The organism is Halarcobacter mediterraneus, assembly GCF_004116625.1.
GTDB lineage: Bacteria > Campylobacterota > Campylobacteria > Campylobacterales > Arcobacteraceae > Halarcobacter > Halarcobacter mediterraneus.
In genome coordinates this window covers 21686-43380 of the sequence record NZ_NXIE01000008.1, presented here as the reverse complement: position 1 = coordinate 43380, position 21695 = coordinate 21686, and the positions used below count along the sequence as shown (strand labels likewise).

General features: G+C 26.8%; 23 protein-coding genes. 12 read left to right on the top strand and 11 right to left on the bottom strand.

The window, feature by feature from the left end; translation table 11 throughout:
• Nucleotides 1-279: 279 nt before the first annotated feature.
• On the top strand, nt 280-558 hold the full coding sequence (locus CP965_RS13820) for a c-type cytochrome (protein WP_129062699.1): 279 nt from the start codon (nt 280-282) through the stop codon (nt 556-558).
• 21 nt (nt 559-579) lie between these two features.
• Here the strand turns inward: CP965_RS13820 and ccoS are convergent, their stop codons facing one another.
• Together ccoS and CP965_RS13810 are read right to left on the bottom strand one after the other, a co-directional pair.
• Nucleotides 580-807, bottom strand: a complete 228-nt coding sequence (ccoS, locus tag CP965_RS13815) for a cbb3-type cytochrome oxidase assembly protein CcoS (RefSeq protein WP_129062698.1) — start codon at nt 805-807, stop codon at nt 580-582.
• Nucleotides 808-817: 10 nt separating this feature from the next.
• A complete protein-coding gene (locus tag CP965_RS13810; RefSeq protein ID WP_129062697.1) occupies nt 818-3259 on the bottom strand; it encodes a heavy metal translocating P-type ATPase in 2442 nt (813 codons plus the stop codon).
• A gap of 103 nt (nt 3260-3362) precedes the next feature.
• Here CP965_RS13810 and CP965_RS13805 point away from each other — a divergent pair, with 103 nt between their 5' ends.
• The gene (locus CP965_RS13805) at nt 3363-4985 is read left to right on the top strand and encodes an EAL domain-containing response regulator (protein WP_129062696.1); all 1623 of its coding nucleotides are present in this window, start codon (nt 3363-3365) and stop codon (nt 4983-4985) included.
• Between the two features lie 9 nt (nt 4986-4994).
• Here CP965_RS13805 and gmk read toward each other — a convergent pair whose 3' ends face one another.
• The 6 genes from gmk to CP965_RS13775 form a co-directional block, all read right to left on the bottom strand.
• The gene (gene gmk, locus CP965_RS13800) at nt 4995-5612 is read right to left on the bottom strand and encodes a guanylate kinase (RefSeq protein ID WP_129062695.1); all 618 of its coding nucleotides are present in this window, start codon (nt 5610-5612) and stop codon (nt 4995-4997) included.
• Nucleotides 5612-6385 carry a hypothetical protein gene (locus tag CP965_RS13795; RefSeq protein WP_129062694.1) on the bottom strand — a complete coding sequence of 258 codons (774 nt, stop codon included), beginning with the start codon at nt 6383-6385 and terminating at the stop codon, nt 5612-5614. Before CP965_RS13795 ends, gmk begins: the two co-directional genes overlap by 1 nt.
• 3 nt (nt 6386-6388) lie before the next feature.
• On the bottom strand, nt 6389-7081 hold the full coding sequence (locus CP965_RS13790) for an ABC transporter ATP-binding protein (RefSeq protein WP_129062693.1): 693 nt from the start codon (nt 7079-7081) through the stop codon (nt 6389-6391).
• 32 nt (nt 7082-7113) lie between these two features.
• Nucleotides 7114-8157, bottom strand: coding sequence for a translation elongation factor Ts (gene tsf, locus CP965_RS13785; protein ID WP_129062692.1), 1044 nt, complete (start codon nt 8155-8157; stop codon nt 7114-7116).
• Between the two features lie 2 nt (nt 8158-8159).
• A complete protein-coding gene (gene rpsB / locus CP965_RS13780; RefSeq protein ID WP_129062691.1) occupies nt 8160-8969 on the bottom strand; it encodes a 30S ribosomal protein S2 in 810 nt (269 codons plus the stop codon).
• A 202-nt stretch (nt 8970-9171) separates the two neighbouring features.
• Entirely contained in the window at nt 9172-9831 is a 660-nt protein-coding gene (locus tag CP965_RS13775) for a TonB-dependent receptor (protein WP_129062690.1), read from the bottom strand.
• A 154-nt stretch (nt 9832-9985) separates the two neighbouring features.
• Here CP965_RS13775 and CP965_RS13770 point away from each other — a divergent pair, with 154 nt between their 5' ends.
• The 10 genes from CP965_RS13770 to CP965_RS13725 all read left to right on the top strand — a co-directional run bounded on the left by CP965_RS13770 (nt 9986) and on the right by CP965_RS13725 (nt 19496).
• Nucleotides 9986-10939 (top strand): AAA family ATPase, encoded by a 954-nt coding sequence (locus CP965_RS13770; RefSeq protein WP_129062689.1) that lies wholly within the window; start codon nt 9986-9988, stop codon nt 10937-10939.
• Nucleotides 10939-11772 carry a DUF58 domain-containing protein gene (locus CP965_RS13765; RefSeq protein ID WP_129062688.1) on the top strand — a complete coding sequence of 278 codons (834 nt, stop codon included), beginning with the start codon at nt 10939-10941 and terminating at the stop codon, nt 11770-11772. The genes CP965_RS13770 and CP965_RS13765 overlap by 1 nt, the downstream gene beginning before the upstream one ends.
• Entirely contained in the window at nt 11772-12158 is a 387-nt protein-coding gene (locus tag CP965_RS13760) for a hypothetical protein (RefSeq protein WP_129062687.1), read from the top strand. Before CP965_RS13765 ends, CP965_RS13760 begins: the two co-directional genes overlap by 1 nt.
• On the top strand, nt 12151-13065 hold the full coding sequence (locus CP965_RS13755; RefSeq protein WP_129062686.1) for a vWA domain-containing protein: 915 nt from the start codon (nt 12151-12153) through the stop codon (nt 13063-13065). Before CP965_RS13760 ends, CP965_RS13755 begins: the two co-directional genes overlap by 8 nt.
• A gap of 8 nt (nt 13066-13073) precedes the next feature.
• Nucleotides 13074-13889 (top strand): hypothetical protein, encoded by an 816-nt coding sequence (locus CP965_RS13750; RefSeq protein ID WP_129062685.1) that lies wholly within the window; start codon nt 13074-13076, stop codon nt 13887-13889.
• Complete coding sequence (locus CP965_RS13745) at nt 13886-14854, top strand: helix-turn-helix domain-containing protein (RefSeq protein WP_129062684.1); 969 nt, start codon at nt 13886-13888, stop codon at nt 14852-14854. Before CP965_RS13750 ends, CP965_RS13745 begins: the two co-directional genes overlap by 4 nt.
• Nucleotides 14855-14966: 112 nt before the next feature.
• On the top strand, nt 14967-17051 hold the full coding sequence (locus CP965_RS13740) for a TonB-dependent siderophore receptor (RefSeq protein WP_129062683.1): 2085 nt from the start codon (nt 14967-14969) through the stop codon (nt 17049-17051).
• Nucleotides 17052-17109: 58 nt separating this feature from the next.
• Nucleotides 17110-17412 carry a hypothetical protein gene (locus CP965_RS13735; RefSeq protein ID WP_129062682.1) on the top strand — a complete coding sequence of 101 codons (303 nt, stop codon included), beginning with the start codon at nt 17110-17112 and terminating at the stop codon, nt 17410-17412.
• Nucleotides 17413-17424: 12 nt separating this feature from the next.
• The gene (locus tag CP965_RS13730) at nt 17425-18999 is read left to right on the top strand and encodes a PepSY-associated TM helix domain-containing protein (RefSeq protein WP_129062681.1); all 1575 of its coding nucleotides are present in this window, start codon (nt 17425-17427) and stop codon (nt 18997-18999) included.
• Nucleotides 18996-19496 carry a hypothetical protein gene (locus CP965_RS13725; protein ID WP_129062680.1) on the top strand — a complete coding sequence of 167 codons (501 nt, stop codon included), beginning with the start codon at nt 18996-18998 and terminating at the stop codon, nt 19494-19496. The genes CP965_RS13730 and CP965_RS13725 overlap by 4 nt, the downstream gene beginning before the upstream one ends.
• Nucleotides 19497-19513: 17 nt before the next feature.
• Here CP965_RS13725 and CP965_RS13720 read toward each other — a convergent pair whose 3' ends face one another.
• From CP965_RS13720 to CP965_RS13710, 3 genes are read right to left on the bottom strand one after another with little or no spacing between them, the layout of a single operon-like run.
• Nucleotides 19514-20800 (bottom strand): UDP-N-acetylmuramoyl-L-alanyl-D-glutamate--2,6-diaminopimelate ligase, encoded by a 1287-nt coding sequence (locus CP965_RS13720; RefSeq protein ID WP_129062679.1) that lies wholly within the window; start codon nt 20798-20800, stop codon nt 19514-19516.
• Nucleotides 20781-21374 (bottom strand): hypothetical protein, encoded by a 594-nt coding sequence (locus tag CP965_RS13715; RefSeq protein ID WP_129062678.1) that lies wholly within the window; start codon nt 21372-21374, stop codon nt 20781-20783. Before CP965_RS13715 ends, CP965_RS13720 begins: the two co-directional genes overlap by 20 nt.
• On the bottom strand, nt 21374-21652 hold the full coding sequence (locus CP965_RS13710) for a NifU family protein (RefSeq protein ID WP_129062677.1): 279 nt from the start codon (nt 21650-21652) through the stop codon (nt 21374-21376). The genes CP965_RS13715 and CP965_RS13710 overlap by 1 nt, the downstream gene beginning before the upstream one ends.
• Nucleotides 21653-21695 lie beyond the last annotated feature (43 nt).

Here is a 21695-nt window from a genome sequence, read left to right as displayed (position 1 = left end):
ACTGCTAATGCAGTAAAAGGTGATAAAGAAAAATTCTTAAGTTTAGGTATGGATGGTTACTTAAGTAAACCTATTAACACTTCTGATCTTTATAAGCTTTTTGATCTTTTCTTAATTAAAAATGAAACAACCTAAAAAATAATATAAAAGTAACTTTATTATCTTATATTTATCAATAATGATTATCATATCTAGAAAGCCCTATTTTAGGGCTTTCTTATAAGTTTAATAAAAGAATAAATTGCTAAAATTTACGTCTTATTATATTAAGGAGAACAAATGAAAAAAATTGTTTTAGGAACAATGATTGTTGCTGGTTCATTAATGGCAGCTAATTGGGCACCATGTGCAGCATGTCACGGTGCAAAAGCTGAAAAAAAAGCTTTAGGTAAATCTCATGTAATTGCTGGTTGGCCAGTTGAAAAAACTGTTGCTGCATTAAAAGGATATAAAGATGGTTCTTATGGTGGAGCAATGAAAGGTGTTATGAAAGGTCAAACAGCGAGACTTTCAGACGCTGACATTCAAGATTTAGCTAAACAAATCGCAGCATTTTAATCTAAATTTATAAAAAGTGAACTATTTTTTTGATGGTTCACTTTTTTTATTTTCTTTTGCTTTTTTTACCTTCTCTTCTTTTTTAACCGCATCATTTAAATCTTCAGTGCTATCAAAAAGCAAGCCACCCATCATTTTTTTACTATCATCAAACTGACCACTTTTTGCACCCCAAATAAAAAAAGCTAATATTATAAAAGATACAACTACCCCTACTATTAACATCATTAACAAAATATCATTCATCATTTTTCTTATCCTATTTATCTTTTTGTTTAATTCGCATTGAGTTTGCTACTACAAGTAAAGAACTTAAACTCATAGATAAAGCAGCAACTAAAGGAATAACATAACCTAACATTGCCAATGGTATTGTTATTGCATTATAAACCAAAGATAATAATAAATTTTGCTTTATAAATTTATATGTTCTTCTTGAAATAGAAAATGCTTTTTGTAAACTTTCTAAAGAGTTATTTAATAATACAATATCTGAAACAGAAATAGTAATATCTGAAGAATTTCCCATTGCTATTGCCACATCAGACTTAGCTAAAGCTATTGAATCATTTATACCATCACCTGCCATAATTACAGTTTTTCCTTCTTTTTTTAAATTCTCAATATATTTAGCTTTTTCAATTGGATTTATTCCTGCAACAAACTCTTTTATACCAACCTTTGAAGCAACTCTTGAAGCAACTTTTTTATTATCCCCTGTAAGCATTATAACTTTAATTGCATTCTTATTTGCATCAGATATTAACTCTTTTGCATTTTCTTTTATTTCATCAATTAATTCAAAAGTTGCAATTACTCTTTTATTTATTGCAAATAAGTATACAGTATTTGAAGAATCAAATTTATAGTTTATTCCATTTTCTTTTAATAAATCAATATTACCACCTAATAGTTGAAAGACTTTTCCTTCAACATTTTTATAATTAGCTTTTATTCCTTTAGCTTCAATATTTTTTATTGATGATAAATCTTTTGATATTAAATCATATTCTTTTTGTAAATATTTTTTTACCGATTTAGAAACTGGGTGGTTTGAAGTATCAATTAAAGAGTATAATAAATTCAATTTATGGATATTATCATCTAAAATTCTTGCTTTTACTACTTTTAATTCCCCTTTAGTAATAGTTCCTGTTTTATCTAAAACTAAAGTATCGGCTTTTGCCATTGATTCAATATATTTTGCTTCTTTAAAAAGTAAACCATTTTTAGCAAGTTCAGAAATACCAATTAAACTAGCAATAGGAGTTGCTAAAGCCAAAGCACATGGACAAGCAATTACAATAACCGAAATTGCAACAATAAAAGACTTTTCAAAGTGATTAGTTCCATCATAATCAAAACCTAAATCAAGACCAAAGAAATACCAAACTATAAAAGTAAGTAAAGATAAAGAAAGAATTGTAATACTAAAACTTTTTGAGATTTCATTAGCTTTGTACTCTATTTTAGGTTTAGAACGTAAAGAATCCTCCAAAAGTGTTACTATAGAGTTAAGTGTAGAATCTTTATAGGTTTTAGTTACCTCATACCTAATAACACTATCACTATTTATTGTTCCACTAAAAACTTTTTGTCCTTGTTTCTTATAAACAGGTATTGATTCTCCTGTTAAACTAGATTCATCAAAGCTTCCTTCACCATTGGTAATAATACCATCAATACAAACTTTTTCCCCTGCCCTTAACTCAATTATATGTCCTACTTTAATACTATTTAAAGGTAAAGATTTTTTAATCCCATTTTCAATAATTGTTGCTTCTAGAGGTAATGTTCCTTTTATCTTATCTAAGGTGTCAACTGCACTTTTTTTACCAATTACCTCTAAATACTTACCAACTAAAACAAAGGTTATAATCATTGCAGCGGAATCAAAATAACTCTCACCTTTTGCTCCAAAAAGAATAAATAATGAATATATATAAGTAAAAACAACTCCTGAACTTACTAAAAAGTCCATATTTAATATACGATTTCGTAAACCGTAATAAGCACCTCTAAAAAATATCCAACCAGAATAAAAAACTACAGGAGTAGCAAAAATAAACTCACCAAGATGTACATAAGACTTTATTTCATCATCCATTCCAGTGAAAAAGCCTGTATACTTTGCAACTCCCAACATCATAATATTCACACTTGCAAAAACTGCAACCATCATACGAATAAAATAATCTCTTTTTGCTTTTGCTGCTTCTTTATCTGCACTACTTGAATCATAAGCATAAGCATTGTAACCAATACTTCTAATTCTTTTTATGATTTCTGATAGTTTAATTACATCTTCATCCCAAATAATTTTTGCTTTATTATTTGTAAAATTTATATCTGCACTAACTATTCCTTCTGTGTCATAAAGGATTCGTTCATTTAACCAAACACAAGCAGCACAATGAATACCTTCAATAATTAAATCAATTTGTTTAAAGCCATCATCTGTAGTAGAAATAAACATTTCTTCAAAACTTTTGCTATCAAATCTATCTACATCATCATCTATTTCAAGAGGGGGAGAAATTGTCTTATTTCCAAGCTTATCATAAAAAGAATCTAAACCATCATCTTTTAAAAGGTGATAAACACCTTGACAGCCCTTACAGCAAAAATTCAAGTCATTTTCTTTTATCATCACACTTTCATCAAACTCTAAATGACAGTGGTCACATTTTACTTTTGACACTAATTTTCCTAAAGTAGTTTTTATTATTTAGTTACAAATAAATATAATATTCATTTAAATAATTGTATACTATTATATCGTAATATTTATGGAGTAAGTCTTAATGATATCAAATGTCTCAATATTAAAAAATATAACAATTCTCTATGCTGAGGATGAAGCTGCTTTAAGAGAAATCACCCTTAATATTCTAAAAGGCTTTACTAAAAAACAACTAGTTGCAGAAAATGGAGCCGAAGGTTTAGAACTATTTAAAAAAAATGAATCAGAAATTGATATAATAATTACTGATGTAAATATGCCTATTATGAATGGGCTGGAAATGATTCGTGAAATAAAAAAAATAAATCCAAATATTCCAATCATTGTTGCTACTGCTTTTTCAAATACTGAATATTTATTAGAAGCTATTGACATAGGTGTAGATAAATATGTCTTAAAACCTATTGATATGAAAAAACTTTTGCAATTAATGAGTCAATCTTTACTTTACCATGAACTTAAAGACTTATATGTTGATAATTTAACTCATCTACCAAATAGAAATAGACTTAAAAAAGATTTAGAAGACAATAATCAAGGTCTAATGGCAATGATTAATATTGATAAATTTTCGACAATTAATGATCTTTTTGGAGAAAGTAATGGAGATAAAGTTCTTTTAGAGTTTTCTGATGCTTTAAGAAAATACTTTTCTAATGATGACTTTAAACTCTATAGAATAGAAGCAGATAAGTTTCTAATTATTGCCAATGATTATGAAAAAGATGTTCAAGAATTTTATGACTTATGTAAAAAATTTGAGATTTATATAGAACAAATGCCTGTTTATATTGATGAACATGAAATTGATTTAAATATTACAATAGGAATTGCAAAAAGTGCTAATGCTAATGCTTATAAATATGTTCAAAGAGTAATTTCTTATGCCAGAAAGAAGTTTGAACCAATTTTAATCTATGATGATTCTTTCAATATTCAAGAATCATTTGAAGAAAATATAAAATGGATTAAAAAGATTAAAACAGGTGTAAAAAATGACAACTTTAAAGGTTATTTCCAACCAATTGTAAATACGCAAACAAAAGAAGTCTATAAGTATGAAGCCCTTATTAGATATATAGAAGAAGATGGAACAGTTGTTAGTCCTTTTAAATTTTTAGATATAGCCAAAAAAGCCAAACTTTATCCCAATATTATAAAAATAATGATTAATGAAGCTTTCAATTTAATTACTAAAAAGAATAAAAGAGTTGCTGTTAATATCTCTTTTGAAGATATTGCTAGTGAAAATACAATGTCTTATATTTATTCTACAATTGAAAAACATAAAGAGTTTGCAAATTTACTTGAATTTGAAATCCTAGAATCAGAAGAAATATCTGATTTTTCCGAAGTATTTAAATTTATTGAAAGAGTTGGTAACTATGGCTGTAAAGTAGGAGTGGATGATTTTGGAGCTGGGTATTCAAACTTTAATATGTTGGTTAATTTAAATATCTCTTTTGTAAAAATAGATGGTTCTTTAATTAAAAATATTGACTCTTCAAAAAATCAAAAAATTATTGTAAGAACTATTGATGAATTTGCTAAAAAATTTGGTTTTTCTACTGTTGCAGAATTTGTATCAAGTGAAGAAATATATAATCAAATAAAAGAAATTGGTGTTGACTACTGCCAAGGTTATTACTTCAATGCACCTTTAAGTTATGATGAAATTGATTAAAAAGAAAGGTTAGTCTTCTAACCACTCTTTAATTAATTTTTCTTTTTCAAAAAGCGTAGCTTTTATTCTAGCAATATTTGCAATTGAAAGTAATTGCATACTTGCTTCTTCTAAATTATCATTTTCTATAAAATAATCATACTTTTGAAAAGACTTAATTTCATATTTAGCATTTTCAATTCTTTTTTCAATTACATCTTTTGTATCTGTATTTCTATTGTTTAATCTGTTTTCTAATTCATTTAAAGTAGGAGTTGTAATAAATACTGAAGTTACAACTTTATCTAACTTTTTTCTTACTATTTCATGTCCCTGAACATCAATATCAAAGATAACAAGTTTTCCTTCAGCTAAAGCTTTTTTTATAGGTTTTAAAGAAGTTCCATAATAATTTCCATGAACTTCAGCCCATTCTAAAAACTGTCCATTTTTAATATCTTCTTCAAATTCACTTCTTGATACAAAAAAGTAATCAACTCCATGCTGTTCACCAGCTCTAGGTTCTCTTGTTGTTGTTGATATTGAAAAGGTATAATCATTTATATATTCATAAACTTTTTTTAGTAATGTTGATTTTCCACAACCACTTGGTCCTGATAATATTAAAATAGCACCTTTTTTTTCCATTAATTATTAACCTTCAAGCTTAATCTTACATCTATTTCTTCCCCATTAGATAATCTATCAATAACATTTTGATTAAATTTCTGTAAAAAGGGTTTTAATTCTTCTATATTATAGTTATTTAGTAATACTTTTATAGGTTCATCACTATTTTCATTGAAGTCAAATTCATAATCACTAACTTCATTTAATGCATCATCTATAATTTCATTTATATCTTTCCAATCATTTTCAGTGACAGTAACTTCATTTTCAATATTTTCATCATGTAAAATATCACTTATTTTATGAAGTTCATTATTATCTAATACCCCACCAATGTTCAAAGAAGCAACACTTACAATAGATTCATCATTATCTTCTTCAATATCATAAGCTACATCATCAGCAAGTGATTCGACATAGTTTGAAATAACTTCTTCTTCATTAAAACTATTTCTTACATCTTCTTTAGTGGTATTATCTTCTTTTATATATTCAATTTGCTCTTTTAGCAATACTTCTAAATCTGTAGGTAAAAATGGTCTATTTATAATAAAATCTCTAGATTTCTCAAAAGGTAGTTCTTCACTAGTTATTGCAGCTAATTTTTTAGTATGCTTTTTTAAATTATTAAAATCATCATTAACAAACTCTTCATCAACAATAATAATATCAACAAATTCTTCTGAAAAAGAGGTATTGTTTTTTAGATTTAAATTTAAATCTAATTTTTTACATACTAAAGTAAAAATCTTTTCTATTATAGGAGTTTTTGTAATTAATACTATATCCATTCTTTATTTTAACTCCTTTAATTGTAAATTTTCCAATTTATAAGTGTGATTACACTGTTTAGCTAAATCTTCTTCATGGGTAACTAATACAAGTGCAGCATTATTATTATGTATATAATCAAATAAAGTATCCATAACAATTTTTGCTGTATCTTTATCTAAATTCCCAGTTGGTTCATCTGCAAATATAATTTTAGGTTTTTTAGTTAAAACCCTAGCAATAGATAATCTTTGCTGTTGACCTCCACTTAACTCTCCAACACTTTGATTTAATACAAAATCTATATTAAGTTTTATTAAAAGATCTTTATCTATATTTTCTCCACTTAATAAAGTAGCAATATTTAAATTATCACTTGCAGAAAAACCACGAAACAAATAATGTGCTTGAAATATTATACCAAAATCTTCTCTTCTTATATTTAAAAGATCTTTTTTCTTTAAAGTATATAAATTTTTACTATTATAAAGAATTTCTCCAGATTTTGGATTTAGTAAGGAAGATAAGATATTTAAAAAAGTAGATTTCCCACTACCACTCATACCTATGATTGAAATTGACTCTTTTGATTTTATTTCTAGATTAATGTTTTCAAAAAGTTTATAGTCAAAACTATGAGAGATATTTTTAGCTTCTAGCAAAATATTAGATTTATCATTAGTAATGAGTGATTGTTCTTCTAGGGATTCACTCATTACTATGACTTCATTTTTATGTAGGATTTCTTTTAATTACCCATTTGAGCAGCTACTTCAGCAGCGAAATCTTCTTCTTTTTTCTCAATACCTTCACCAAGCTCGAATCTTACATACTCAACAATTTCAATTGATGCATCAACAGCTTTAATAGCTTCTTCAACAGTCATTGAATCATCCATAACGTAAGTTTGAGATAATAATGCATGTGTTTTATCTAAAGCAGAGTTATCTTCAATCCATCTGTTAATTTTACCAGCAACGATGTTGTCAATAATTTTTTCAGGTTTTCCTTGAGCAATTAACTCTTCTTTCATTTCACTTTTCGCAGCTTCAACTGCTTCATCAGTTAATTGTTGTTTAGAAACAAACTGAGGAATGTTTTTAAGAGGTTTTCCAAGTCTTACTAACTCTTCATTTTCTTTTTCAATATCAGCAATAATTGCTTTATTTTCTGATTCAATAAACTCAGCTGATAAATCTTCATACGAAATAACAGTTGGTTTCATTGAAGCTGCGTGCATAGCAACTTTTTTTAATAAATCAACAGTTTTTTCTTTTGCTGCATCATCACATTTAGCAGCTAAAACAACACCCACTTTTCCTAAGTGAACATAACCATTAACTACTGGACCTTCAACATTAACAACTTTTCTAGCAACTAAGTTTTCACCAATTACAGCGATTTTTTCATTTAAGAAAGTTGTAAACTCTTGTCCATCAATTGATGAAGAAGCTAATGCTTCTGCATCATTTAAGTTATTAACTTGAGCGTGAGTTGTAATTTGACTTGTTAACTCTAAAAATTGTGCATTTTTAGCAACAAAGTCAGTTTGTGAGTTAACTTCTGTCATAGTAGCTTTAGTATTATCATCATTAACTAAAATAGTAATAATACCTTCTGCAGCTACATTACCTGATTTTTTAGCAGCCTTTGCAAGACCTTGTTCTCTTAACCAAGTTTGTGCTTCTTCAATATTTCCATCACACTCATTTAATGCTTTTTTACAATCAAGCATTCCTGCACCAGATTTCTCTCTTAACTCTTTAATCAGTTTTGGAGTCGCTCCTGCCATTTTTATGCTTCCTCTGTTTTTTCTTCAGTTTCAACTGCTTCAGCTTCACCCTCAGCTACAGCTTCTGCAACAACTTCTTTAGCTTCATCTTCAGATACTGGTGCTTCTTCAACTTCTGTACCTTCTTCTTCAGCTAATGCAGCTTTTCCTTCATTCATAGCTTCAGCCATTTCATTACAAAATAGTTGAATTGATCTAATTGCATCATCATTTCCAGGGATTGGATAATCAACAACATCTGGATCGCAGTTAGTATCTAATGGTGCTACTACTTTGATTCCTAATCTTCTTGCTTCTTTAATAGCAATTTTTTCTTTTACTGCATCTAATACAAACATTAAATCAGGAAGTTTATTCATTTCTTTAATACCACCAAGGTATAATTCTAACTTCTCTTCTTTTCTTGTAAGCATTAAAGCTTCTTTTTTAGTTAAAAGATCTAATTGACCTTCTTCTCTCATTTTTTTAATAACTTCTAATTTTCTAATTGATTTTTTAATTGTTCCGTAGTTAGTTAACATTCCACCTAACCATCTGTGGTTTACATAAGGCATTCCACATTTGATAGCCGCATCTTTAACAGCTTGACTAGCTTGTTTTTTAGTACCAACAAAAATCATTGTTTGACCTTCTGCTGCTGCATCTCTAACTACATTGTATGTATATCTGAAATATCTTAATGTTTTTTGTAAGTCAATAATATAAATATTTTTTCTAACACCAAAAATGTATTTTTTCATCTTTGGATTCCATCTTCTTGTTTGGTGTCCGAAGTGTACACCACATTCTAATAGGTCTTTCATTGTAACCATGTTTTTTCCTTGTTTTAATTTTTTAGGGTTTAGCCTCTGTGTCCCTTAATGGCAAGTTTGCAACTTGTCACAACCCATACCAGGATTGACACATGTGACTTTCTATTTAAAATAGAATCGTGATTTTAGCTAAAAATACTTTAATTAAGCTTTAATTAATATTTCATTTTTCTTTCGACTTTAAACTGACTTTATTTTTATTTTAGAATTTGTAAGAAAGTTTAACTTTGAAGTTTCTTCCTACTTCATAAGAACCACTATCAGTATCTCCCCAATATGCACCAAATGAAGTATGTCTTTGATATTTTTTATCAAAAAGATTGTCTATTCCAAAAAGAATTTTTGCACCTGATAAACTTACAGGAGAATATGTAGTTGAAATATTATGAACTGCATAACCTGCTCTATTTGCTTCTTCTGTTTGCCAAGAATTTTGTATTTTATTACTAGGGACAAATTCAGCATTATAGTTAAAGTAAAGTCTATCATTTAGTTGATAATCTATATCTGTTTTAAAGATATGAATATTTGAAGTAAAGTGATCATATGTATCTCCTGATGATAAATCTTTTACTTCACCATCTGTATAAGTATGACTTAAACTAAATGATAATTCATCTTTCTGATATCTAAATACAGACTCAACTCCCCAAATATCCATATCACTTTGGTTATTTAAAGTTAGGTTTTTAGTTGGATGCATATAGTTGTCTACATTGTATTTATATGCTGTAAATCCAAATATTGCATTATCTGCATTTAACATATCTAATAAGCTATAATCAAAATCTATTTCATAGTTATGACCTGTTTGTGCTTCTGGTGTAGTTGCATTTGAAGTAACTCCATATACAAGCATCATTGTCTCACCTAAAGGAGGGTCAAATTTTGAAATAAACTTTCAAGAGAAAAATAAAAATATTACTTGAAATAATTGTATCTTCTCCTTAAGTTAATAGAAAATATCTTTTGATAAAATACGAAGAACTTAATCTAAATAAGCAAAGAATAAATAAATGACAAATAATAAAATAATAGAAGAAATTAAAGCAGAGATTTCAAAAATAATTGTTGGTCAAGAAGATATGGTCAATTCAATTTTAATAGGGCTATTAACAAATGGTCATATTCTTCTAGAAGGTGTACCAGGACTTGCAAAAACCACAACTGTAAAAACAGTTGCAGATGTAATTGATTTAAAATTTAAAAGGGTGCAATTTACTCCCGATTTACTTCCTAGTGATATCATTGGTGCACAAATTTATGATATGAAAACAAGTGAATTTAAAATAAAAAAAGGTCCTATATTTACTAATCTTTTACTTGCAGATGAAATAAACAGAGCTCCTGCAAAAGTTCAATCAGCTTTACTTGAAGTTATGCAAGAAAGACAAGTAACTATTGCAGAAGATAGCTTTAAAGTTGATTCTCCTTTTTTAGTACTTGCAACACAAAATCCTATAGAACAAGAAGGTGCTTATACACTTCCTGAAGCCCAACTTGATAGATTTATGTTTAAAATAGTAGTTGGATATAACACAAAAGAAGAAGAGTTTCAAATAGCAAAAAAAGTTACTTCAAGTAAAAAAGAAGATGTTAATAAAGTGATAAATAAACAAAGCTTAGAAGACTTAAGAAAAGAAGTTGAGAGTATTCATATTGATGAAGAATTGCAAAGATATATTGTAGATATAATTTGTGCTACAAGAGAACCAAAAGAGTATGGCTTAGAAGAGATTGCAGACTATATTCAATTTGGAGCAAGCCCAAGAGCTACGATTGATATGTTTAAAGCAGTAAAAGCTATGGCCTTTATTAGAGGAAATGATTATGTAAGTCCACTTGATATTGCTTTAATAATAAAAAATGTATTAAGACATAGAATTATTCTATCTTATGAAGCAGAAGCAATGCAAAAGACAACAGATGAAATAATTCAAAAAATCATGGAAGTAATTCAAGTACCTTAATGAATATTAATTTAAAAAAAATATTAATAAAAACCAAAAGAGGTGTTTTCTCTGAAAATATTGGTAATAATTCTTCTTTATTAAAAGGAGAAGGTTATGATTTTTTAGAGTTAAAAGAGTATGAATATCCAGATGACGTGAAAAATATCGATTGGGTAATAAGTGCAAAACTAAAAAAACCTTATGTAAAAGTATTTCATGCTCAAAGGGAACTAAATATAGCAATAATACCTATTTTAAATGGTTCAGTATATTTTGGAACAAAAAAATTCAAGCAAGAGTTAATCACTGAAATCTGCGCTATACTAGGCTTCTCTTGTATAAAACAAGGTGATCCTTTTATTTCTTTTATAGCAAATGAATCTTTGCAATTATGCACAAAAAAATCAAAAAGAGATTTTTCTATTCATAAAATGAGTGAAGAAATTTATAACTATAAAGTATTAAATAAAAAAGTACTTTATCCAAAGATAATTGATGAAATGTTTTTAAAAATCAAAAAAAAATCAACCCTATTTTTAGTAGGAGATTTTTTTGAAATTAAAAATTTAGATTTAAGAGTATTAAATAAAAAACATGAAATTATTATTATAATAGTAAGAGATAAATTTGAAGAAGAACCAACTGTTTTAGGAAATGTAAACTTAGTTGATCCTTCTTCAAACTTAAGTTTTGAAGGGAATATAAATAATAATTTAATAAAAGAGTACAAAAAAAATGTAAAAGAGAATGACCACCTACTTTATGAGCATTTACAAAAATGTGCAATTAAATTTGTGAAAATATATACTCATGAAAATCCTTTACCTAAACTTTTAAGGTTAATGAAATAATGCAAGATTTAAAAATACATGACATAAAAGGCTTAGTTGAAATTCCAGACTTTTCTATTTGTCTTTATATGTTATTATGGATTTTAGCTTCTTTACTTTTCTTAGCATTTATTTATTTAGTATATAAATTAATAAAAAACAGAAAGAAAAACTATAGGAAAGAGTATTATAAAAATTTAAAAGAAATAGATTTTTCAAATACAAAACAAAGTGCCTATAAAATTACAAGGTACTCTAGACTTCTTGCCCAATCACTTAGAGAAAAAAAACTTATGGAAGAACTGTTAGAAGCCTTAGAAAGATATAAATATAAAAAAAATGTAGAACAATTTGATGATGAAATAAAAATCTTATATGGAAGGTTTATGGATAATATTGATGTTTAATAATCTTTTTTCAATACAGTTTGAATACCCATATTTACTATTACTAATTATTGTTTTTATTTTATGTTCAATATACTGTAAAGCAAAAACTCCAACATATTTAATTCCTCACTTAAATATATTTAATAAAAGTCAAGAAAAAATAAATATGATACATTCTCTTTTAAAATATTTAGTAATTATTTGTTCTATTTTGGCACTTGCTTCTCCATATAAAAATCTAAATACACAAATAATAAAAAATGAAGGAATAGATATTGTATTAAGTCTTGATACAAGTGGGTCTATGAAAGAGTTTGGCTTTAATCAACTTAAACCTGAAGAAACAAGATTTAAAGTAGTAAAAGATATTGTAAAAGATTTCATACCTAAAAGAGTAAATGATAATATTTCAGTTATTGTTTTTGGAACTTCAGTTATGATGGCAACACCATTGAGCTTTGATAAAAATGCCCAATTAGAAATCATTGATTATTTAGATATTGGAATAGTAGGAGATAAAACTGCTTTAATTGACTCTTTAGTTTCTGCAAGTAAAATCTTAAAAAATTCAAAGGCAAAATCAAAAGTGATGGTTATATTAAGTGATGGAGCTGATAATGCTAGTACCATTCCATTCCAAGTTGCCATAAAAATGTTAAAAAAACACTCAATAAAAGTCTATACTATAGGAATAGGAAACTCAAATAAAATAATGCTAAATAAAATTGCTCAAGAAACTTTAGGAAAAGCTTTTTTTGCAAATTCAAAACAAGAACTTAGCTCAATTTATCAAGAAATTGATAAACTTGAAAAAAGTAAAATAGACAATAATAAAATTACTTTAAAAAATTATTTATTTTTCTATCCACTATTTTTAGCTATTATACTACTCATCATTTTAATTTATTTAAAAAATAAGGAATAAGGTCAATTTTGCAAACAGATAAAACAGAAAAACTAAAAGAAGCATTAAGAGAAACATTAACACAAGAAGAGATACAAAAAAAATTAAAAAAAGAATCTCCTAGCGACAATAAAAAAACTAAATCTTCTGAAATTAAAAACCCTAAAGATATTAAAATAAAGAATACAAATGACTTAAGATTTACAAACTATTTAATCTATGCTTTATGTTTTATCATCATTGTTTTAGCTGCCTTAGTTATTTATTTGATTATGTATAATGAAAATTCAGTAAAAATTGTTTATAAAGAAACAAAACAAGAACCTGAAGTAATAGTAAAAGAAATAATAAAACCAAAAGAAATAGAGGTAATAAAACAAGAAATAGTAAAAGAAGTTGAAACAAAAATTGTTGATTTAGATAATAAAAACTTTAGAAAATATTATTATACCCAGAAAACTCGTTCTTTAAAATGCTATGATTTTAAAGCAGATAGTTCTATTATAAGTCAAGAATGTAAAAACAAAATTACAAATTTCATAAAAAAGAATACAGACTTTACTAGAGTTGAAGTAATTGCAGTTGTTGCAAATGATGATAATGTTTTATTTAATAAAATACAAAATGACATAAAAAATCAAAATGAAGCAATAAAGAAAAGAGTTCAAGAATATCTACTAAGAGGTATTTCAAGACAAAGAGTTATTGAAGTTTCTTCATTTATCAGAAAAAACTTGGATAAATATGTAGTTGTAACACCGACAAATTACTATGTTACTTCTGCTAAAACAAATAAAGGCGTTATAATTAAAGGCTTTTATACTCCTAACAATAATAAACAATGAAAAAAATCACTTATAAAGAATTTATAGAACTTGATAGAAAAATTGAACACCCTTTTTCTAGAATAGTTTTTATTGGAACAATTAATAATTCTTTTGGAAGTGGTATAGCTATAAAATATGATATAGGAAACGGTCTTGCTATTTTTGTTCGTAGTTTCATTCCAAAACAAAATCTTATTTTAACAGAAGAAAGTAATATTGCAGGAACAAGTTTTATCTTTAATCTAGGAGAAGAACTTTCTTTTATATATGAAGACAAAAAAACTTTCTCTTTAAAAAATAATAGTTTTTTAATAGGAGTATTATCTAATAAATTTTCGGCAGATGTTTTTTTAGAAAAAGATAAACAATATAATACTTTAAGTATTGGTTTAAAAGAAGAGCTTTTCTTAAAATTGAACCATCCAATAAAAAATATAAATGAATTTATGAAACAAGTCAAAGAAAATGGCTATTGTATCTTTCAAGATGGAGAGATTGATATAAATCAAATAGAAATTATAAATACTTTTAAAGAAGATAATTCATTTAAAGATTTATCAAAAAACTTCTTTTTAGAATCAAAAGCAAATGAATTAGTTCATTACACAATTGAAAAAGTATCAAAAAGTTTAAGGACTTCAAACTTTTTGAATTATGACAAAACAAGAATTTCCTCTTTAGAAAGGGCCAAAGAGATAATCATTCAAGAATATAATAAAAACCTTTCAATAAAAGAAATTGCTTATAGATCAGCTATAAATGAGTGTTATCTAAAAAAAGATTTTAAAGAATATTTTGGAATTACCGTCTATGAAATGCTTCAAAAACAACGTTTACAAATTGCAAAACAATTATTAGAAAATGATGGAAGTGTTAAAGAAATAGCATTAAAAGTAGGCTATAAACATACAGGAAATTTCAGTAAACTATTTCAAAATCATTTTGGTATTTCTCCAAGCAAATATAAAAAACAATTTATTTAAAATTTTCCCTTCTTTATATATTTTTTTCCCTTTCTTGACTTTTATTTATTGATAACTACTATCATAACTGATATTATTCTATTTTTTATTATACAAACAAGGAGCAAAGAAAATGAAAAAATTTTTTTCAAAACATATTTCATTTACCCTATCAACATTATTAATAGCAAGTAGTGCTTTACTTGCAAGTGAAGTTGAAAAAAAAGATGTAAAAGAACTTGATTCAATTACAATTATAGGAAATGAATCATCAAACTATTTAAGTAAAGAAAAACCATCAATAAACAGAACAAATATTGATATAGAAGATACAGCAAAAGCAATTCAAGTATTTAATGAAGATTTCATACAAGATGCTCAGTTTCAGAATATTGAAGATATTATAAAAATGTCATCAAATACAACTTATCAAGGTGATAGTCATGGAAGAACTACTCAAATTGGGATGAGAGGGTTTTCTAGTGTTCCTATCTTATTTGATGGAATGAAAGTAACTAATAAAATAGCACATCCTGAAGTTTATAATTTAGAAGCTGTAGAAGTTTTAAAAGGAGCAAACTCTTTACAATATGGAGAGTCAAGTCCCGGGGGACTTGTAAATCTTGTTAGAAAAAAACCTCAAAAAGATTTCCATTCTGAAATAGCTTTAGAAGTAACAGAAAATCACGCTTATACTCCAAAACTAGATATAGGAGGAAGTCTTAATGAAGATAAATCATTATATTTTAGATTAGTTTCCACTTTAAAACATGATGAAGGATGGACTAATAGTAATACAAATACAGATAAAGTATTTATAGCCCCTTCTATCTCTTATGATATAAATGATAATAATACTTTTACTATTCTTGCAGAATATACTGATGAAACAACACCTTCTGCTTTTGGAACATACACAGATAAATATGGAAACTTAAATATTCCATTAAAAAACACAATTTCACATCCAGATGAAGAGTTTAATAAGACTCAAAAGATTATAGGGTTTGATTTTGATAGTACTTTTAGTTCTTGGAGTTCAAATTTAAGATATAGATATATTGACTATATAGGAGACAATGGTAATGTACATATGCCACAGTCTTATAACTCTGATACAAATATAGTAACAAGAGCTTATGCTTACCAAAGACAAGAGTTTTCAGAACATGCTTTACAATATACTTTAAATAAAGAGTTTGAACTTTTTGGTAAAAAAAACAAACTTAGTTTGGGTACTGATTATAATAAAGCTTATTCAAAACTAGATATGTATTATGATCCTAGCAATCCATATACAATAAACTTATCAAATCCAAATTATGAGACACTTACAAGTATATCTGATCATTCATCTGCAATGAATATGTCAGGAGAAAAGCAATATGTAAAATCATGGGGAGCATTTTTACAAGATAATATCTACTTAACTGAAAATCTTATTTTAAATGCAGGATTAAGATATAGTGAATCTAAACCTCAAAATGGTAAAAAAAGTGATGCTTTAACTCCTTCTTTTGGTTTACTTTATAAAATTACACCTCAAACTTCAATTTATACTAATTATTCTGAGTCTTTCTCTCCTAACAGTGCTACTGATATTGATGACAATATTCTTGACCCTGAAGAAGGTAAAGGTTATGAACTTGGAATCAAACAAAAACTATTTGATGACAACTTTAGTTTAACTGCTGCCTTATTTAATATTGAAAAAGTAAATATTGCTTTATCTGATCCTAATGATCCTTTAGGTCAAGCTTCTATTGCTAGTGGAGAACAAGAGAGCAAAGGTTTTGAAGTTGATCTTTCTGGACAAATTACAGATAATTGGTCTATTGTAGCTTCTTATGGATATACAAGTACAAAAAACAAAGATAATAATGATTTAGATTTAAGAAATATACCAAAACATACAGCAAATATATTTACAACATATTACCTGTCTTCATTTAGTTTACCAAACTTTTATATTGGTGGTGGAGCTAGATATTTAGGAAGTAGATATGCAGATGATGCAAATACAATAAAATTTGATTCTGAGATTATTTATAATGCAACTTTTGGATATAAAAAAGGAAACTGGAGAGCTAATTTAAGTATTCAAAACCTTACTGATGAAGAGTATGTTGATGGAGCTATGTCTAGTAATGCAAGAGGAACAAGAGTTTACGTAGGAAATCCTAGAACAGTTATGGCAACCCTTAGCTATAGATTTTAATAATTTTCAAAGAAAGAATCTCTTTCTTTGAAAAATCACATTTTATAAAAGGATTTTAATGTTTAATCAAATTTATAACTTCCTAATAACTCCTGAAGAAAAAGCTAGAAAAATAGGCTTATTCAGAACTATTTGCTCAATATTTGGAGGTTTATTAGTTGCTTATTTAGGAATGACTGTTATAGCCATACTTATTCCTATTGAAATAAAAGAATCAGCTATTATTTCAATAATGTTTAATACTTTTGCTTGGGCTGCCTGTTCTACTTGGATAGCTTTATCTTATACAAAACTTAGTGCTTTACTAAAAGTTGTAATTCCAACAATAGTATTTTCAATATTATTAATTATTTGGTATTAAAGGTTTAAATAAATGGAAAAATCAAAATTATTTAAACAAAGATTATTTAGACTTCATATTGCAGCAGGAATTAGTTTTTCTATAATTATGTATCTTGCTATATTTTTTGGTGTTTTTGCAATTTTATTACCCTATATAAAAACATGGGAAAAACCATCAAGATATATTGAAAAAGTTGATATTACTAAAATAGATTATAATCCAATGATTAATCAAGTTTTAGAAGATCCAAACTTTCCTAAAAACAATATTTTAGTTACACTTCCTGGAAATATGGGAGATCCTGCTTTAAGTATTTCTCATAGATTTACAAAGGCTGTTGCTTTTAATCCAAAAACCCAAGAAAAAATAGCTAATGAAGATAAAACCCAATCTCACTTAGCAGACTTTTTAAATGAATTACATTATGGTCAACCATTAAAAATCATAGGACGACTAATATTTGGGTTCGTTGCTGTTGGAACTTTATCTTTAATTATTACAGGTCTTATACTAATAACTATTATGAAATTTAAAAATAAAAGTAAAAATCAACAAGCAGTATTTTCCAAAATCCATGTAAAAATTTTTACTTGGGCATTTTTACCTTTTTTATTAATTACTATTAGTGGTGCTGTTATGAATGTAGGATTAATAAGTGCAGGTCCAATGTCTCAAATACTTACAAAAGGCGAAGCAAAAGCAATTGATGGAGTTGTAGGAACTGTTCTTTTCCCTCAAAGTAAACCTATAGAAAAGATAAATGAAAAAGCTGTTATGTTACCTTTAAATGTTTTATTAACTAAAGCTAAAGAGATTAATCCTCAATTAGATTTAAAACAAGTGCAACTAATTAATTGGAATGACAAAAGTGCAAGAGTTGAAATAATAGGATATAACCCTTACAAACCTTTTTTAAATGGAGGAATATTTAATAAACCAACAATAACTCTAAGTGCAGTAACAGGAGACCTAATAAAAAACAAAAAAGTTATGGATAATATTTGGCCTGTATTTGTAGCAGAAGGATTATTTTTCCTACATTTTTTATTTGGTATAGATATTGTTTCAAGAATTATTGTAGCTTTACTTATGACACTTTGTGCAATTGCAATTGGTTTTGGTGTAATGTTATGGCTAGAGAAGAAAGCCAAAAAATATGAAAATAAAATCACTTTTTATCACTGGGTAGGAAAACTATCATTAGCAAGTATGATAGGCGTGTTACCAGCAACTGCTGTACTATTCTTATTACAATGGAGTTTACCTTTTAATTTAGAGGATAGAGTCTTATGGCAGCAAGGAATATTTTATAATGTATGGCTTTTTACTCTTTTTTGGTCTTTTTATAGAATAAACTCATATCAAGCTTCAAAAGAGTTTTTCTTTAGTGCAGGTGTAATTTTTATTTTAAGTGTTTTTATAAATACACTAAATTCAAATTTTACTCCATTTGAATTAATCCAACAAGGTATGATAAATATATTTAATGTAAATTTATGCTTATTTTTATTTGGTGTATTACTTATTTATATTGGAAAAAAACTTCCAAAAGAAAGAAAAGAGGCTAAAGTATTTTGGCCAAAAAATAAAAAGGAATTAAAATGAAAAAAATATATAAACTTTTATTAATACTAGTACTTCCTATATCACTATATTCCCATTCATTATTATTAAATTTAATTGATAATGAAGATGGAACAATGACAATTGTAGGAGGTTTCAATACAGGAGAAAGTGCTGCAGGAGCGTTAATTAAACTTGAAGCTTTAAGCTCAGGAGAAATACTTCTTGAACAAAGACTTTCAGATAGTAGTGAGTTAACAGTTGATATTCCTAATATTCCTTATCAAGTAATTCTTGATGGAGGACCTGGACATACTGTATCAAAAGAAGGGATAGAACCAGAAGAAGGTTTTATAAAACCTAAAAAAGAACAAACAAAAAAGAAAGAAAGACCAAGTAGAGCAAATGCACAAATATCATCAAGTAAAGCTGTAACTATTTCAATACTTATAGCTTTTATTCTTCTTTTTGCAACAATTATAATTAGTATAATAAATACAAATAAACTTATGAAAGAACTTCAAAGTAAAAGTAGGTAACCAATCCTACTCTTACTTTAAGAAAGATATTTTAAAACTTCTTCTTTATCACTTAAAGGCATTTTTTGATCATAAATAATTTGGTAAGGTTCATCACCTTTTCCTAAGATTAAAAGTACTGAATCTTTGTCTTTTCTTGCTAAGTCAATACCTTTTTTAATAGCCTCTTTTCTATTTATTTCAATATAAAGATTCTCTTTATTTTTTATACCTTTACAAATATCTTCAATAATTAAATCTGGGTCTTCAAATCTTGGGTTATCAGAAGTTACAATAATAGTTTTAGCAAAGTTTGCTGCTATTTGTCCCATTAAAGGTCTTTTCTCTTTATCCCTATCTCCTCCTGCTCCAAAGACAGTAATGATATTTTTATGATTAAAGCTTTCAAAAACTTCTTTCATCCCATCTGGGGTATGAGCAAAATCAACTATGACAAAAGGATTTTCACTAATAGTTTCCATTCTACCACTAACACCTGCAAAGTTTTCTACTACTTTACAAATTTTATCTAGACTTTTATTTGTAACCATATCAACTGCTGCAATTGCTGCTGTTAGATTATAAATATTGAAAATTCCCATTAATAATGAAGAATAAGAATGAACTTCTTCAATTTTTGAGAACATTACATTTGTTCCATTTTTAAATGAATAGGCACTAACTTTATAAGTTGAAGGATTTTCCAAAGAATATGTTAATGCATTTTTAGGATTAAATTTAACTACTTTATCATCTTTATTAATTAATTTTTTAGATTCATCATTAAAAAAAGAGTTCTTTACATTGATATATTCTTCAATTGTTTTATGATAATCTAAATGATCTCTTGTAATATTTGTATGAATTTTAAGTTCAAAATCCAAACCTTCAATTCTTTTTTGTTCAATTGCATGGGAACTAACCTCCATAACAAAAAATTGACAATCATTTTCTATAGCTTTTTGAATATGGGCAAAATTACCAAGTTGAACAGGAGTAGTTAAAGTATATTCTTCAACTCTTTGATCATTTATAAAAAAACCTCTCGTACCTTGCAAGGCTACTTTATAACCTAAGTCTAAAAGAATAGAATAAATAGCTCCTGCTGTTGTTGTTTTTCCATTTGTTCCAGTAACACCTATAATTTTAATAGAACTCATATCAAAATATTCTTTAAGCTGTATTGCTTTAATTACTTTTTCACAGCCATTTGAAATAGCATCATCTTTAAATTTTTCATTTTGTTTTGACAAAACAAAAACTGTACCCTTTACAGCTTCCTTTGAATTATCTGTAAATATTGTATTATTTATGATTAGTTGCAATTTTTTTCTCTTCTAGTTTTTTATATAATTCTTCAATTTTTGAGTCATAAGAAAAATACTCATTAAAACCATCTAAATATGAATAAGCTGTACTATTAAAATCATTTTCAATTAATTTATCAACAAAATCAAAGAAATCTTCTTTTGTCTCAATTGCTACTTTTGTTGAAAACATAATATCTTCAAAAGCTATTCTAAAAGAACCTCTCGATTCTATCAATCTTTTAAAATCTTCATATTTTATTGCATCTAAAGAGTCAATAGTAGAAGAACTTAGCTCTTTTAGAATTTCCATCATCTTATCCATATCTCCATCATATGCATTGATTAGATCTTCTACATATTTTATAGCTTCTTCTAAATTTTCTTCTTTTGCAAGAGAAAAATAATCATATAAAGACATTGCTTTTTGTTCATCTTCGTTTGCAATATCACAAAAAAGTGCATATATTGGATATTCTCTATTTTTAGGAAAGTTTGATGAGAGTTGAGAATATATAAATAAAGCTTTGTCAAATTTTTTATCTAAAAAATATTTATTAGCTTCATTTAAAAGCCGTGTCTCATTTATCATTAAAGCTCCTGTAAATTATTTTCCATACCTTGAGGTACATTTATTATTTGAAGTTCTGGATGAATTGCAGTTCTTATTTCTTTTTCAACAATAAACTTTAAAGTACTTGAGCTTGCACTACAACCAACACAGGCTCCTTGTAATTGAATAAAAATTTTACTATCAATAACATCTAATAACTCTATTGCACCACCATCTTTTGCAAGCATAGGAGCTATTTTAGTATCAATTATAGAACTAACTGCTGGTTTTAAATCTTCATCAGAAAAGGGTATCATTTTACTTACCTTTAGCTTTTATATTTACATAAATTATACCTAT